The sequence below is a fragment of the Collimonas sp. genome (assembly GCF_035566375.1).
Taxonomy (GTDB): Bacteria; Pseudomonadota; Gammaproteobacteria; order Burkholderiales; family Burkholderiaceae_D; genus Collimonas.
Window position 1 is genome coordinate 36,297 of record NZ_DATMRK010000011.1, and the last position, 14,739, is coordinate 51,035.

General features: G+C 57.7%; 14 protein-coding genes. 2 read left to right on the plus strand and 12 right to left on the minus strand.

What is annotated here, in order from left to right:
• Window positions 1-177 precede the first annotated feature (177 nt).
• Window positions 178-1,143 carry a M23 family metallopeptidase gene (locus VNZ60_RS02425; protein ID WP_325656819.1) on the minus strand — a complete coding sequence of 322 codons (966 nt, stop codon included), beginning with the start codon at window positions 1,141-1,143 and terminating at the stop codon, window positions 178-180.
• Window positions 1,144-1,593: 450 nt separating this feature from the next.
• On the opposite strand from VNZ60_RS02425, the gene VNZ60_RS02430 reads away from it, so the two are divergent.
• A complete protein-coding gene (locus VNZ60_RS02430) occupies window positions 1,594-1,965 on the plus strand; it encodes a hypothetical protein (RefSeq protein ID WP_325656820.1) in 372 nt (123 codons plus the stop codon).
• A gap of 81 nt (window positions 1,966-2,046) precedes the next feature.
• Here VNZ60_RS02430 and lpxC read toward each other — a convergent pair whose 3' ends face one another.
• Together lpxC and VNZ60_RS02440 are read right to left on the minus strand one after the other, a co-directional pair.
• A complete protein-coding gene (gene lpxC / locus VNZ60_RS02435) occupies window positions 2,047-2,982 on the minus strand; it encodes a UDP-3-O-acyl-N-acetylglucosamine deacetylase (protein ID WP_325656821.1) in 936 nt (311 codons plus the stop codon).
• Window positions 2,983-3,136: 154 nt separating this feature from the next.
• Window positions 3,137-3,643 (minus strand): peroxiredoxin, encoded by a 507-nt coding sequence (locus VNZ60_RS02440; RefSeq protein WP_325656822.1) that lies wholly within the window; start codon window positions 3,641-3,643, stop codon window positions 3,137-3,139.
• 18 nt (window positions 3,644-3,661) lie between these two features.
• Here VNZ60_RS02440 and VNZ60_RS02445 point away from each other — a divergent pair, with 18 nt between their 5' ends.
• Window positions 3,662-3,883, plus strand: coding sequence for a hypothetical protein (locus VNZ60_RS02445; RefSeq protein ID WP_325656823.1), 222 nt, complete (start codon window positions 3,662-3,664; stop codon window positions 3,881-3,883).
• Here VNZ60_RS02445 and ftsZ read toward each other — a convergent pair.
• The 9 genes from ftsZ to mraY form a co-directional block, all read right to left on the minus strand.
• Entirely contained in the window at window positions 3,880-5,055 is a 1,176-nt protein-coding gene (ftsZ, locus tag VNZ60_RS02450) for a cell division protein FtsZ (RefSeq protein ID WP_325656824.1), read from the minus strand. The two genes, VNZ60_RS02445 and ftsZ, sit on opposite strands and share 4 nt — an antisense overlap.
• A gap of 124 nt (window positions 5,056-5,179) precedes the next feature.
• Entirely contained in the window at window positions 5,180-6,412 is a 1,233-nt protein-coding gene (gene ftsA, locus VNZ60_RS02455; RefSeq protein WP_325656826.1) for a cell division protein FtsA, read from the minus strand.
• A gap of 10 nt (window positions 6,413-6,422) precedes the next feature.
• Window positions 6,423-7,190, minus strand: coding sequence for a cell division protein FtsQ/DivIB (locus VNZ60_RS02460; protein ID WP_325656828.1), 768 nt, complete (start codon window positions 7,188-7,190; stop codon window positions 6,423-6,425).
• 71 nt (window positions 7,191-7,261) lie between these two features.
• On the minus strand, window positions 7,262-8,236 hold the full coding sequence (locus VNZ60_RS02465; RefSeq protein WP_325656831.1) for a D-alanine--D-alanine ligase: 975 nt from the start codon (window positions 8,234-8,236) through the stop codon (window positions 7,262-7,264).
• Window positions 8,237-8,262: 26 nt separating this feature from the next.
• Entirely contained in the window at window positions 8,263-9,669 is a 1,407-nt protein-coding gene (gene murC, locus VNZ60_RS02470; protein WP_325656833.1) for a UDP-N-acetylmuramate--L-alanine ligase, read from the minus strand.
• A gap of 22 nt (window positions 9,670-9,691) precedes the next feature.
• Entirely contained in the window at window positions 9,692-10,768 is a 1,077-nt protein-coding gene (murG, locus tag VNZ60_RS02475; protein ID WP_325656835.1) for an undecaprenyldiphospho-muramoylpentapeptide beta-N-acetylglucosaminyltransferase, read from the minus strand.
• Window positions 10,765-12,000, minus strand: coding sequence for a putative lipid II flippase FtsW (gene ftsW / locus VNZ60_RS02480; protein WP_414648762.1), 1,236 nt, complete (start codon window positions 11,998-12,000; stop codon window positions 10,765-10,767). The genes murG and ftsW overlap by 4 nt, the downstream gene beginning before the upstream one ends.
• Window positions 11,997-13,544, minus strand: coding sequence for a UDP-N-acetylmuramoyl-L-alanine--D-glutamate ligase (murD, locus tag VNZ60_RS02485; protein WP_325656837.1), 1,548 nt, complete (start codon window positions 13,542-13,544; stop codon window positions 11,997-11,999). Before murD ends, ftsW begins: the two co-directional genes overlap by 4 nt.
• Window positions 13,545-13,568: 24 nt before the next feature.
• Entirely contained in the window at window positions 13,569-14,738 is a 1,170-nt protein-coding gene (gene mraY, locus VNZ60_RS02490) for a phospho-N-acetylmuramoyl-pentapeptide-transferase (protein WP_325656839.1), read from the minus strand.
• Window position 14,739: the final 1 nt, after the last annotated feature.

The window sequence follows — 14,739 nt, forward strand, 5'->3', positions numbered from 1 at the left end:
ACATTCCGAGGCATCTTATGGATGACCCCGAAACCGGGCTGTGGCTAAATAATCGGAGAATTTTATCATGCAGTCCCCGACACATTGGGGTTATGCGGCAGGAAACAATAGCAAGTTGCGCAAATTGCGCCAGATTGGCTCTGCATCCAAGCCGTCCTGCTTGCATTACGACAACATCTATTGCTTGCCTGCCAATGTTGCCACCTTGGCTAAATCAGTGCCGGCGTTTAGAAACTTACGCGGATCCTGCGCCACGCCTTTGATTCTTACTTCGAAATGCAAGTGCGGCCCGGTCGAACGCCCGGTGGTGCCGATATCGGCGATATGCTGGCCGCGCTGCACAATATCACCTACCTTCACGAACAACCTCGACGCATGCGCATAACGGGTGATGATGTCATTGCCATGGTCAATATCAAGCATGTTGCCGTATTGCGGATGATATTCGGCGGCAATCACCACGCCCGCTGCGGCAGCGACGATGGCGGTGCCGACCGAGGCCGGGAAATCCAGTCCCTCATGAAACGCGCTGCGACCGCTAAAAGGATCGAGCCGCCAGCCAAAACTTGAAGAGTTGTAATTAACATTGACCGGCTGGTTGGTCGGCAGCAGCTTGGATTTGATCTTGTCGCTCATCAGCACGGTTTCCACCACATTCAGATAATCGTTGCGATAACCGACATCGCGCGACATGGCGTCCAGCGCATGTTGAAATTCGCTCATGCTCATGTCGTGAGAGCGCCTGTCGTAGAGGCTGCTGGATTCGGCGCCACCGCGTCCCGGCGCTTCCTTGAAATTGAATTCTTCCGGCTTGACCCCCGCCAGACCCTGCACCCGTTCGCCCAACGCATCCAGGCGCATCAACTGGGCCTGCATCTCGCCGAGCTTGACGGCCATCGCCGCCAGATTTTCTTTTAAATACTTATCTTTATCCGGCACTCCGGCCGCGGAGTTGCTGACTTCCTTGCCGATGAACGGCAGGAACGGCAAGCCCACCGCGTAACGAGCGGTCAGGAAATACAGCAATCCGGTTGCCAGCAATACCGCCAACAAAAAACCGGCGATCATCAAGGCGATGTGCCTGGCACCTAATGTGATGGACTTTGCGCGATTAAAGCGCGGATGCAACAGAATTACCTGCATTGCAGCTCCGGTGACGACCTGACTGGAGCCTGTTGAGAGTCAATTTGGGAGTGCGAACGTGACATAGGCGTTGCAGGCCTAGGCGCAACGACGCGACGTAGCGGTGCTACGGCAAGGAGTTGCAACAACGGCATGCGACGCCTATGGCTCGTTCCCTCCGGGTTCAAACCAAAACGTGCGCTGGACTGCGTTGCATGGCTTGCAGGGGCCTCGGCCCCTGCTGTGCCACGCGCCTTGCCAGCACACGTTTTGGTTTGAACGCATCTCCCAAATTGACTCTCAATAGGCTCCTGGTCACAGGTGTGATATGGTTTCACCATGATGCGTAGACTCTCACCTTCTTCTTACCGGCCAGCGACAACGGGTTCCAGGCCTCAAACTCAAAAAGCCGTTGCCGATTTTTTACGGGGAAATGACAAGATGGCGGCGTTGCTGCCCGCTGTCACACGCATGGCGGCATTGCAAAAGCAATGTGCCATTGAATTGCCTGCCATGTTCAGTACCTGCGAAGTATTGCAATGCGAAGCCGGGCAGCTGGTACTGTCAGCGCCCAACGCGGCTCTTGCCAGCAAATTGAAGCAGCAACTGCCACGCCTGCAAAACCAATTGCTGGCAGGAAATTGGCAGATTAATGCAATCCGAATCAAAGTGCAAGTAAGCCAAAACCAGGCAAAAGCGCCAGCTGTCAAGCAAGCCCAACTTTCGTCCAAGGCTGTTTCGGCATTCTCTTCGTTAATGGAAGAACTGGAGCCATCGGCTGCAAACGAAGCACTGAAAAGCGCCATCGCAGCGATGGTCAGGCGCTATAGCGACAAAAAATAAGCGCTATAGGCGGGGAAAATCGCCATCTTGCAAAAATGGCATTATACACCAGCGCTTAGTACCAACGCTTAGTACCAACGCTTAGTTCAGGGCCCACTCTTGCCCGACCTGGCGTTGATAGGCGCCGGGCGCCTCTGCCAGCTCATCGAAGCTGACCACTTCATACGCATCCGGCTGAGCCAGTAAGGCACGCAACAACTGGTTATTCAATCCGTGGCCAGACTTGTGGGCGGTATAGCTGGCCAGCAGAGGATGGCCGATCAGATACAGATCGCCAATCGCGTCCAGAATCTTGTGGCGGACAAACTCGTTTTCATAGCGCAAGCCGTCGCTGTTGAGGATGCGGTACTCATCCATCACGATGGCGTTTTCCAGTGAGCCGCCGCGCGCCAGCCCCAGGCCACGCATGGTTTCCACATCTTGCATAAAGCCGAAAGTACGCGCACGCGCCACTTCCTTCACATACGACTGGACGCTGAAATCCACTTCCGCAGTCTGGCCGGTGCCATCCACTGCAGGGTGATTGAATTCGATAAAAAACTTCAGCTTGAAACCGTTGCAAGGATCCAGGCGCGCCCATTTCTCGCGCTCGCCCTGGCCTTCACGCACTTCGACGGTTTTCTTGATACGGACAAATTTCTTGGCGGCGTTTTGCTCTTCCAGCCCGGCTTGCTGCAACAGGAACACGAACGACGATGCCGAGCCGTCCATGATGGGGATTTCCTCGGCAGTCACGTCGACATATAAATTATCTATGCCAAGCCCGGAGCAAGCCGACATCAAATGCTCGATGGTCGATACCCGCACGCCGTCCTTGACCAGCACCGACGCCATGCGCGTATCGCCGACCTCGGTGGCTTTGGCCGGGAAGTCGACGGCCGGATCGATATCGACACGGCGGAAAATGATCCCGGTATCCACGGCTGCCGGACGCAAGGTCAGCTCGACCTTGGTGCCGGAATGGACGCCAATGCCTGTCGTCTTGACAATTTTTTTGATGGTACGCTGTTTCAACATAGTGACATTATAAGTCTGACTGATAATTATTCTGTAACGATGTGTAGTCGTTGTGGGGGAAAAAACACGGCCTGACGTAAGCTGTCCATGAATACAAAAGCGGCGCCCCGAGGCGCCGCCTTGTTTACGGCAATAACTACAGCAATAACGCGAGTTATGCCAGTTGCGCCAGCAGGGTTTCTGCGTTCGACACCTCGAACTTGCCACCCTCTTCAACGTTCAGTTGCTTGACCACGCCATCGTCGATCAGCGCCGAAAAACGCTGCGAGCGCACGCCCATGCCGAACTTGCCAAAGTCAGCGTCCAGACCCAGTGCCTTGACGAAATCGGCATTGCCGTCGGCCAGCAAACGTACAACGCCAGCGGCTTTCTGATCACGACCCCAAGCGCCCATGACGAACGCATCATTGACCGAAATCGCCCAGATTTCATCTACGCCCTTGGCCTTGAATTCTGCCGCGTGCTGGATATAGCCTGGCAAATGCTTGGCGGAACAAGTCGGCGTGAAAGCGCCCGGTACCGCGAACAAGGCGATTTTCTTGCCCTTGACCAGATCGCTGACATTGAATGTATTTGGTCCGAGCGCGCAGCCCTCGGTTTCGGTTTCGATGAATTCTGCTAATTTGCCTTCTGGCAGGCGATCGCCGATCTTGATGCTCATGATGAAATCCTTGTCTAGATGATGAAGCCTCGAAAACCTGCAACGCTGAGCCAAGCCGAGCAATACGCCGGTATTTCAGAGGCATCGGAGTTAGTGGATGCCACAAAAGAAAACGCCGCGCCTTTCGACGCGGCGTGGAACCCGCAGTATGCCTTGTTCCGCAAATTCATGCAGAAGACCGGCGCTGATAGCGAGTATAAGAACTCGCCATCATCTCTGGCCAGGACAACCCCGATTTAATCGGCCTGCTTGCGCAAGAAAGCCGGGATGTCGTAGGTTTCCATACCGTTCTTTTCCAAAGCCCGCACCGTATCGGAAGCCGACTCGCGGCGCCATACTGCCGGCGCCTTCATGCCTTCGAACGATGAGCTGCCATGCCCTACCGAGGCTTGGCCGTGCATCATCGGTTCGTTGTGGGTACCGGTCCGCATCATTGGCGCTTGCACCAGTTGCACCGCCTTGCGGGTACGGCCCAGACCGGTTGCCACCACAGTGACGCGGATATCGTCGCCCATGGTTTCGTCGTAAGCAATCCCTTGGGCAATCGAGGCATCCGGCGCCGCAAAGGCACGCACGGTTGCCATCACTTCCTTGATTTCCTTACCCTTCAGGCTGCGGCTGGCAGTAACGTTGACCAACACCCCGCGGGCGCCGGACAGATCGATGCCATCCAACAGCGGCGAGGCAACTGCCTGCTCCGCCGCCAGACGTGCACGGTCTACGCCGTGTGCGGTGGCCGTACCCATCATTGCCTTGCCTTGCTCGCCCATGATGGTCTTGACGTCATTGAAATCGACGTTGATATGGCCCGGCACATTGATGATTTCGGCGATCCCGGCTACCGCATTGTTGAGCACGTCGTCGGCGTGCTGCAGCCATTCCATCATGCTGTCGTCTTCATAAATCTCTTCGAGTTTTTCGTTGAGAATGATGATCAGCGAATCAACATGCTGAGACAATGCTTCCAGACCTTCATCGGCGATGTCCATGCACTTCTGACCTTCGTAAGAGAATGGCTTAGACACCACCGCCACCGTCAGCGCGCCTAGTTCCTTGGCGATCTGCGCCACCACCGGCGCCGCACCGGTGCCAGTGCCGCCACCCATGCCGGCGGCGATGAACACCATATGTGCGCCACGCAGGGCGTCTTCGATGCGGCCGCGCGATTCCTCGGCCAGTTGGCGGCCAACCGACGGCTTCATACCGGCACCCAGACCGGTCTCGCCGATCTGGATCACGTTATGCGCCTTCGATTGTTTGAGCGCCTGTGCATCAGTGTTAGCGGCGATAAACTCCACGCCGGACACACCCTTGTTGATCATATGTTGGACAGCATTGCCGCCAGCGCCTCCGACGCCAACGACTTTAATCACGGTGCCCAAAGTTGCATTGTCAAGCATATCGATTTCCATGATATTTCCTCATAAAGATGCAGCATTCAGTCAATAGGCATCACGCTGTGTGAGGCCTAGCAACTGACAACTGCGTGTTGCACAAACAACGTTAAAAACAAATGTCGAATTCAAAAAACCCGTATTAAAAATTACCCAAGAACCATTCCTTCATGCGCTGCCAGATCGCCTTCGCCGAACCTTCCTGACGCGTCACGATGTAGCCGCGCAGGTATTGTTTTTTCGCTTCCAGCAGCAAGCCCAGCACCGTCGAATAGCGCGGGCTGCGCACCACGTCCGCCAGCTGGCCGTGATACTCCGGTGTGCCCAGGCGCGCAGGCTTAAGGAAAATATCCTCCGCCAGCTCGATCATGCCGGGCATCATGGCCGAGCCGCCGGTCAGCACCACCCCGCTCGACAACACTTCTTCGTAGCCCGACTCGCGCACCACCTGGTGCACCAGTGCAAACAACTCCTCGACACGCGGCTCGATCACCGCCGCCAATGCCTGGCGTGACAAGGTGCGCGGATTGCGATCACCCAGGCCCGGCACTTCCAGCGTTTCGCCCGGATCAGCGAGAATCTGCTTGGCCACGCCGTAGCGCAACTTGATTTCTTCCGCTTCATGGGTCGGCGTGCGCAGCGCCATTGCAACATCGTTGGTAATCTGGTCGCCGGCAATCGGAATCACTGCGGTGTGGCGAATCGCGCCCTCGGTGAACACCGCCACGTCGGTGGTGCCGCCGCCAATGTCGACCAGCACCACGCCCAGTTCTTTTTCGTCAGACGTCAATACGGCGTCTGCCGCCGCCAGCGGCTGCAAGATCAAATCCGACACTTCCAGCCCGCAACGGCGGATGCACTTGACGATGTTCTGTACCGCCGACACCGCACCGGTGACGATATGCACTTTGACTTCCAGTCGGATGCCGCTCATGCCGATTGGTTCACGCACATCTTCCTGACTATCGACAATAAATTCCTGCGGCACGGTATGCAGCAATTGCTGGTCGGTAGGAATATTGACCGCCTTGGCCGTTTCTATAACGCGCGAGACGTCGGCGGCGCTGACTTCCTTGTCCTTGATCGCCACCATGCCGCTGGAATTGAAGCTGCGGATGTGGCTGCCTGCAATCCCGGTGTACACATTGCGGATCTTGCAGTCGGCCATCAGCTCCGCTTCTTCCAATGCGCGCTGGATGGACTCGACGGTGGCTTCGATATTCACCACCACACCTTTTTTCATGCCCTTGGATTCAGCCTGGCCCAGGCCGATGACTTCATGGCGCCCGTCGGCCAATACCTCGGCTACCACCGCCACCACTTTGGAGGTGCCGATATCGAGGCCGACGATCAAATTTTTTGCGTCTTTTGTCATAGTGTTCCGCTTATTTTTTCTTGCTTCCCAATCCGCCCGACAAACCGCTCGCCTTCAGCGCCAAGCCATTCGGATACCGCATATCTACGCTTTCAATCCGGTTCTGCAAACGCGACAGCAGTTGCGGATAAATCTGCACCAGTCGTGCCACACGGTCTTTCAGCGTGCTCTTGTTTTGCTCACGCCCCAACTCCACCGTCATGCCGTTGTCCAGTTTCACGGACCAGGCATAACGGCTCGATAAATCCACCTCTACCGGGTTCAGCTTGAGCGGCGCAAACCACGCACGAAAATCCGCCAGGCGCGCCGTTACATCTTTCTCACTGCCTTTCGGGCCGGACAGGCGCAGCAGCTCGCCGTCCTCTTCCGCTTCGTCCAGGTTGGCGGTAAACAAATCGCCATGCACCGACAACAAACGGCCATCGTCGTCCCAGGTCGCCAGCGGCTGATGCTCTTCAACCGTCACGATCAGCGTATTCGGCCATTCTCGCTGCACCGCCGCCTTGCGCACCCACGGCACCGATTCGAATGCAGTGCGCACCGTATCCAGATTGGCGGTAAAAAAATTGCCCTTGATGCGAGGCAGTGCGCTGGCGCGGATGATCAATGGATTAACGCGTCGCAGTTCACTTTGTCCGGCCGCTTCAATCCGAATCGTCTTCAGCGTAAACATCGGACGCTGCGCCAGCCACCAGACACCAGACGCCAGCAATGCGAGCGCAGCCAGTCCCAGCAAGGTGCCGGAGATCGCGTTCAACATTTTGATGTCTTGCCACATGGTTATCGACTTTATCGCTTGGATCGTTAGTGTTTTCTTTAAATATTCATACTTTCTTTAGCAAACCCGGATCAGTCCGGTTTCCAATCTTCCGACGGCTTCAAATCGAGCGACGCCGATTTCAATATTTCGACACACAGATCTTCGTAGCTGACACCGTCCGCCTTGGCCGCCATCGGCACCAGCGAATGGCCGGTCATGCCTGGCGATGTATTGATCTCCAGCAGGAATGGCTCGTTATCGGTAGAGCGCAACATGAAATCGACACGCGCCCAGCCCTCGCATCCGAGGGCGTTGAATGCCTGCACCGCCAGCGTTTGTATGCGCTTGGTCAATGCCTCATCCAACGGCGCCGGACATAGATACTTGGTGTCGTCGGTAAAATATTTATGCTGATAGTCGTAGTTACCTTGCGGTGCGCGAATCTCGACGATGGGCAAGGCGCGGGCGCTGCGGCCGGCGCCAAGCACCGGCACCGTCAGTTCGCTGCCACTGATGAATTCTTCCGCCAGCACCACCTCATCGTATTTGGCGCACAAGGCAAAACCTTCGGCCATGTCGGAATAACCGACCACTTTGCTGATGCCGATGGTCGATCCTTCATGCGGCGCTTTCAACATCAGCGGCAAGCCCAGCACATCCGGCACCTGGCGCAACTCTTCACGAGTAGCGCTGTGGGCGTCCAGAATCACGAAGCGCGGCGTCGGCAATCCCATGCTGAGCCAGATCCGTTTGGTCATGACCTTGTCCATCGCGATCGCAGACGCCATCACGCCCGGGCCGGTGTAAGGAATGCCGAGCTGCTCCAGCGCGCCTTGCAAAGTACCGTCCTCACCGTAACGACCATGCAGGGCGATGAACACGCGGTCGAATTTTTCCGCCGCCAGTTCCGCCAGACTGCGTTGTGCCGGATCGAAAGGATGGGCATCGACGCCACGGCTTCTCAATGCTTGCAGCACGCCGTTGCCGGACATGATGGAAACTTCGCGCTCGGCCGAACGCCCGCCGAACAGCACGCCGACTTTTCCGAATTGATGACCTGTCATTTTTTTGCTCATGTCGTTACCCATGTCTATTGCTCTACCAGTTGCGCCAACTTGCCAGGCACTCCGCTAATCGAACCCGCTCCCATGGTCATCACGACATCGCCATCGCGCGCGATGTTCAGGATCGACGCCGGCATATCGTTGATGTCTTCCACAAATACCAGTTCCGCCATGCCCGCCACCCGCAGAGCGTGCGCCAGGGCACGGCCGTCGGCCGCAACAATCGGCGCTTCGCCGGCGGCGTACACTTCCGCCAATACCAGCACATCCACCGTAGACAACACTTTTACAAAGTCTTCAAACAGATCGCGGGTACGGGTGTAACGATGCGGCTGGAATACCAGCACCAGGCGCCGCCCCGGATAGGCGCCGCGCGCTGCTGAAATCGTCGCCGCGGTTTCCACCGGGTGATGGCCATAGTCGTCGACCAGAGCAAATTCACCGCGTGGCTTGCCTTTGGCATCCTGCAATTTGATTTCACCGTAGCGGGTGAAGCGACGGCCAACACCGTTAAACTCAGTCAATGCCTGCTGGATCGCGGTATCTGCAACGCCAAGCTCACGCGCAATCGCAATCGCCGCGCAAGCGTTCTGGACGTTATGCATGCCGGGCTGATTCAAGCTGATCGGCATTGCCGCGTAGCCTTTTTGAATCACCGTGAATTGCATATGGCCGGCCACCGCCTTGGCGTCGATCGCGCGCACGTCGGCGTCTGCGTGGAAACCATAGGTGGTAATCAGCTTGGAAATCTGCGGCATGATTTCACGCACATTGGCGTCATCCATGCACAGCACGGCGACGCCATAAAACGGCAGGCGCTGCGTGAATTCGACGAACGCCTGCTTCAACTTGCCGAAGTCGTGATCATAGGTATCCATATGATCGGCGTCGATATTGGTGATCACTTCGATTACCGGCGACAGATTCAGGAACGACGCATCCGACTCATCGGCTTCGGCCACGATAAAATCGCCGGAACCCAGCTTGGCGTTGGCGCCGGCGCTGGTAAGACGGCCACCGATGACAAAAGTCGGGTCCAGGCCGCCTTGCGCCAAAACGCTGGCGACCAGGCTGGTGGTGGTGGTTTTGCCGTGGGTGCCGGCAATCGCGATGCCGCGTTTCAGGCGCATCAACTCCGCCAGCATGACTGCGCGCGGCACGATAGGAATGTGCTTTTCACGGGCCGCGACGACTTCCGGATTGTCCGCTTGCACCGCGGTCGAAGTGACAATCGCGTGGGCTTGCTCGATATTCGCGGCTGCATGGCCACGGCTGACTTTAGCGCCAAGGCCGGCCAGGCGCCGGGTTGCGGCGTTATCGCCGAGATCGGAACCGGAAATCGTATAGCCGAGATTGATCAGCACCTCGGCGATGCCGCTCATGCCGCTTCCGCCAATTCCTACGAAATGGATATTTTTGACTTTATGTTTCATGATCTTGTTCCGTGCTCTTGATTCACTGCGCACCCGCCAATTCTTCGAGGACCTGCGCGATCGCCTGATTGGCGTCGCGCCGGCCGTTTTCATATGCTGCCTGCGCCATCGTCTGGCAGTCTTGACGCGAGATCCGTGTCAACAACGCGGCCAGGCGCTCTTTGCTTAATTCGGTTTGCGGCAAATGAATCGCCGCTTTCTGGGTTGCCATCCAGCGCGCATTGTCACGCTGGTGCGAAGTAGTCGACGCCACCAGCGGCACCAGCACGCTGGCGACACCGGCAGCGGTCAGTTCCGAGACCGTAATCGCGCCGGCGCGGCAAATCACCAGATCGGCGTCGGCGTAGCGGCGCGGCATGTCGTCGATAAACGCCACCACCTCCGCTGTTACACCAGCCGCTGCATAAGCGCTGCGCAGGGCCTCGATATGCTGCTTGCCGGATTGATGCGTGACGCTTGGCCGCAGATCGGCCGGGATCAGAGCCAAGGCAGCCGGCAAACAATCGTTGAGCGCCTTCGCACCCAGGCTGCCACCCACCACCAGCAAATGCAGGGGGCCGGTACGGCTGCTATACCGCTCTGCCGGCAACGGCAACGCCATGATTTCCTTGCGCACTGGATTGCCGGTAACCAGCGCCTTGCTTGCAGCGCGCCCGAAATCCGCCGGGAAACCGAACAACACCCGTTGCGCCAACGGCGCCAGGGTCTTGTTAGATAACAGCAAGGCGGCATCGGCATTCACCAGCACCAAGGGCACACCGCGCAAACGCGCCATCGCGCCGCCCGGCACCGTCACATAACCGCCCATGCCGAGCACCACATCGGCTTGACGCCGCCCGAGGATGCGGAAGCAAGCCGGGAAGCTGAGCAACATGCGCCAGACGCCACGCAATGTATGGGCCAGACCTTTGCCACGCAAACCGGAAAACGTAATCTTGTCCATCGCTATGCCATGCTGCGGCACCAGATCGCACTCCATGCCGTGGGTCGTCCCTAGCCAGCTGACCTGCCAGCCGCGCGCGCGCATGGTGTCGGCGATCGCCAGGCCTGGGAATATGTGACCGCCGGTGCCCGCTGCCATGATGACTAGGCGCTTCATGCCCGGCCTCCGCGCATCAGAACCCGATTCTCGTAATCGATGCGCAGCAAGATCGCCAGGCCGATGCAATTGATCAGCACCCCGGAGCCGCCGTAACTCATCAGCGGCAAAGTCAAACCCTTGGTCGGCAACAGACCGAGATTGACGCCCATGTTGATGAAGGTTTGCACCCCGATCCAGATGCCGATGCCCTTGGCGGTCAAGCCGGCAAAAGTCTGATCCATGGCAATCGCCTGGCGGCCGATTTCAAAAGCGCGCTTGATGATCCAGTAAAACAACATGACCACCACCAGCACGCCGGCAAACCCCAGCTCTTCGCCAATCACCGCCAGCAAGAAATCGGTATGCGCTTCCGGCAGATAGTGCAGCTTTTCGACGCTGGCGCCGAGGCCGACGCCAAACAATTCGCCGCGGCCGAAGGCGATCAGCGAATGCGACAGTTGATAAGCCTTGCCCAAGGCATTTTCTTCCGCCCACGGATTCAGATAGGCAAAGATCCGCTCGCGCCGCCATGGCGACAGCCAGATCACCAAGGTAAACATGCCAGCCAGCATAGCGCCTATACCACCGAACCAGATGCCGTTGATCCCGCCTAAAAACAGAATCCCCATCGCGATGCAAACGATCACGCCAAGTGCGCCGAGATCTGGTTCCAGCATGAGCAACAGGCCGACCAGCCCGACCGCAGCGGTCATCGGCAAAAATCCTTTGGTCAGCTTGTGCATGACTTCCTGTTTGCGCACGGTGTAATTGGCGGCGTACAAGACGATGAACAGCTTCATCAATTCCGACGGTTGCAAATTGAATACCCGGAACGACAGCCAGCGCTTGGCGCCGTTGACGCCGCGCCCGAGCCCTGGCACCAGCACCATCGCCAGCAAGATCAGGGTAATCACGAACAGGTACGGCGCCCAGCGCTGCCAGGTAGCAATCGGAATGCGGAAAGTCACCAGCCCAGCCAGCAGCGAGACGCCGATAAAAATCGCTTGCCGTGCCAGGAAATGCGCGTTCGTGTAGTTCGCATACTTGGGTGAATCCGGCAGCGCGATCGAGGCCGAATACACCATCACCAAGCCAAACAGCATCAGCATTATGACCACCCACACCAGCGGCTGGTCGTACTCCATCATTTTCGAACGCTGGACGCCAGGTTTCTGGCTATCGAGCGTGCGCGGCCGCGACGGCGCATTGTCCGCCGGCTTGCCTGAAAATGATGGAAACGCGAATTTCATAGTCCGACCTCGCCGCGTGACAAAGCCAACTCACGTACCGCATCGACGAATACTTGCGCCCGATGGGCGTAATTGCGGAACATGTCGAAACTGGCGCAAGCCGGCGACAGCAAAACGGCGTCGCCCGGATGCGCCAGCTCGGCGGCACGCGTCACGGCTTCTTCCAGTGTCGCGCAAGCAATGATGTCGATACCTGCCGCTTGGTTTTCCACTGCGGCGCGAATCGCCGCAGCATCGCGGCCGATCAGCAGCAATGCCCGGCCGTAAGCAGCCAGCGGTGCTGCCAGCGGCGCGAAATCCTGCCCTTTGCCTTCGCCGCCGGCGATCAGCAGCAGACGGCTAGCGTTGCCATCGCCGTCGCAACCGCGTCCCAGGCCGTTCAAAGCGGCTACCGTAGCGCCGACATTGGTGCCTTTGCTGTCGTCGTAATATTCAACGCCGCCGATCGTCGTCACCAATTCGACCCGATGCGGCTCGCCGTGATACTCGCGCAAACCGTGCAGCAGCGGTGCAAAAGGTAAATCGATGGCGCGGCACAAGGCCAGCGCCGCCAGTGCGTTGGCCGCATTGTGGCGACCGCGGATCCGCAGCGCATCGGCCGGCATCAGGCGCTTGACCGACACTGGCAGCAAGGCCAGTTGTTCTTTCTTGCCGCGCCGTCTCTTGCCTGCTTCGTCAACTCGTTCTTCTTCATCGCCCGGCACCGCCACCGACAACCACTGCATGCCGTTGTCGCTGACCAGGCCGAAACAATCGCCTTCAATCGGCTCATCGAAACCGAAACTGATACTGTTGCCGGTTTTAAATTGCATCGTCAGCGGATCGTCGCGATTCAGCACCCTTATGGTATCGCTGCCGAAAATACGCGCCTTGTCGGCCACGTAGGCATCCATGTCGCCATGCCAGTCCAGGTGATCCTGGGTGATATTCAGGATAGTCGCTGCATCCGCTTGCAAGTTGCAGGTTGCGTGCAATTGGAAACTGGACAGCTCCAGCACCCAGACCTGCGGCAAGGCGTCTTTCTCCAGCGCGCTGCGCAATACATCCAGCGCGGCCGGGCTGATGTTGCCTGCCACTTGCACCGTCAAGCCGGCGCGCTCGCACAGCAATCCGGTCAGGCTGGTGACCGTGGTCTTGCCGTTGGTGCCGGTGATGGCAATCACTTTCGGCGCATATGAGTGGCTCTCGCGCAATGCCGCCAGGGCTTGCGCAAATACTTCGATTTCACCCCATACCGGGATATTGCGGTCGGTCGCCGCCGACAAGATTTCTTTCAGCTCGCCGCCTGGCGCCAGACCCGGGCTGGTAACCGCAAAGTCGATACCGTCCAGCAAGCTGACGGCAAAGCCGCCGCCATCACCGTTAGAGCCAGGGCCGACGAATTCCACCGCCGGGATTGCCTGTTGCAGCAACGGCAGACGTTCCGGCGCGCTGCGCGTATCTGCCACGCGCACGGTGGCACCGCAATGTGCCAGCCACAATGCGGACGCCAGACCCGATTCTCCGAGCCCTAATACCAGAACATGTTTACCCGTATAGTTCATTACTGCTTACTTTCTGCCTTGTAGCTACCTTAATTTCAGAGTTGAAAGTCCAAACAACACCAGCATCATCGAGATGATCCAGAAACGCACCACGACCTGGGTTTCTTTCCAGCCTTTTTGTTCATAGTGATGATGCAAAGGCGCCATCAGCAACACGCGGCGGCCGACGCCGTAGCGCTTTTTCGTATACTTGAAATAGATTACCTGCAACATCACCGACAAAGTCTCGACTACAAAAATACCGCCCATAATGAACAGCACTATTTCCTGACGCACGATCACTGCCACCGTGCCCAAGGCGCCGCCCAAAGCCAGCGCACCGACGTCTCCCATGAATACCTGAGCCGGATAGGCGTTGTACCAAAGGAAGGCGAGCCCGGCGCCAGCCATCGCGCCACAGAAAATCAGTAATTCGCCAGCGCCGGGAATATGCGGGATCAGCAGGTATTTGGCGAAAGTCACGTTGCCGGTCAGGTAAGCGAACAGCCCCAGCGCCGCCCCCACCATCACGGTCGGCATGATCGCCAGGCCATCCAGGCCATCGGTCAGGTTAACCGCGTTGCTGGTGCCGACGATGACGAAGTAGGTCAGGGCCATGAAACCCCAGACTCCCAGCGGATAACTGATGGTCTTGAAAAACGGTACGATCAGATCGGCTTTCGGCGGCAGATCCAGGCTGAAGCCGGATTCGACCCAAGCCACAAACAAATCCCAAACCTGGGTATTGTTCGGCGCCGATACCGAGAACGCCAGGTAGATCGCAGCCACCACGCCGATCACCGATTGCCAGAAATACTTCTCGCGCGAACGCATGCCGTTCGGATCCTTGTAGACCACCTTGCGATAATCGTCGACCCAGCCGATGGTGCCGAAGCCCAAGGTCACCACCAGTACGATCCAGACAAAACGATTGCTCAGATCGCTCCACAGCAAAGTCGAAATACCGATCGCGATCAGGATCAGCACCCCACCCATGGTCGGCGTGCCGGATTTAATCAAATGCGTTTGCGGGCCGTCGGTACGTACCGCCTGCCCGACTTTCAGGCGCGCCAGCATGCGGATCACGCCAGGACCCGCGATCAAACCAATCATCAACGCCGTCAACGTCGCGAACACGGCGCGAAATGTGATGAAGTTGAAGACGCGCAGGAAACTGAATTCCTGCTGAAAATTTTGTGCCAGCCATAGCAGCATG

Bases quoted from the DNA above. Each gene is read 5' to 3' on its own strand.
- VNZ60_RS02425 (WP_325656819.1), bottom strand. From the start codon at position 1,143: ATGCAGGTAATTCTGTTGCATCCGCGCTTTAATCGCGCAAAGTCCATC.
- VNZ60_RS02430 (WP_325656820.1), top strand. From the start codon at position 1,594: ATGGCGGCATTGCAAAAGCAATGTGCCATTGAATTGCCTGCCATGTTC.
- lpxC (WP_325656821.1), bottom strand. From the start codon at position 2,982: ATGTTGAAACAGCGTACCATCAAAAAAATTGTCAAGACGACAGGCATT.
- VNZ60_RS02440 (WP_325656822.1), bottom strand. From the start codon at position 3,643: ATGAGCATCAAGATCGGCGATCGCCTGCCAGAAGGCAAATTAGCAGAA.
- VNZ60_RS02445 (WP_325656823.1), top strand. From the start codon at position 3,662: ATGATGAAGCCTCGAAAACCTGCAACGCTGAGCCAAGCCGAGCAATAC.
- ftsZ (WP_325656824.1), bottom strand. From the start codon at position 5,055: ATGGAAATCGATATGCTTGACAATGCAACTTTGGGCACCGTGATTAAA.
- ftsA (WP_325656826.1), bottom strand. From the start codon at position 6,412: ATGACAAAAGACGCAAAAAATTTGATCGTCGGCCTCGATATCGGCACC.
- VNZ60_RS02460 (WP_325656828.1), bottom strand. From the start codon at position 7,190: ATGTGGCAAGACATCAAAATGTTGAACGCGATCTCCGGCACCTTGCTG.
- VNZ60_RS02465 (WP_325656831.1), bottom strand. From the start codon at position 8,236: ATGACAGGTCATCAATTCGGAAAAGTCGGCGTGCTGTTCGGCGGGCGT.
- murC (WP_325656833.1), bottom strand. From the start codon at position 9,669: ATGAAACATAAAGTCAAAAATATCCATTTCGTAGGAATTGGCGGAAGC.
- murG (WP_325656835.1), bottom strand. From the start codon at position 10,768: ATGAAGCGCCTAGTCATCATGGCAGCGGGCACCGGCGGTCACATATTC.
- ftsW (WP_414648762.1), bottom strand. From the start codon at position 12,000: ATGAAATTCGCGTTTCCATCATTTTCAGGCAAGCCGGCGGACAATGCG.
- murD (WP_325656837.1), bottom strand. From the start codon at position 13,544: ATGAACTATACGGGTAAACATGTTCTGGTATTAGGGCTCGGAGAATCG.
- mraY (WP_325656839.1), bottom strand. From the start codon at position 14,738: ATGCTGCTATGGCTGGCACAAAATTTTCAGCAGGAATTCAGTTTCCTG.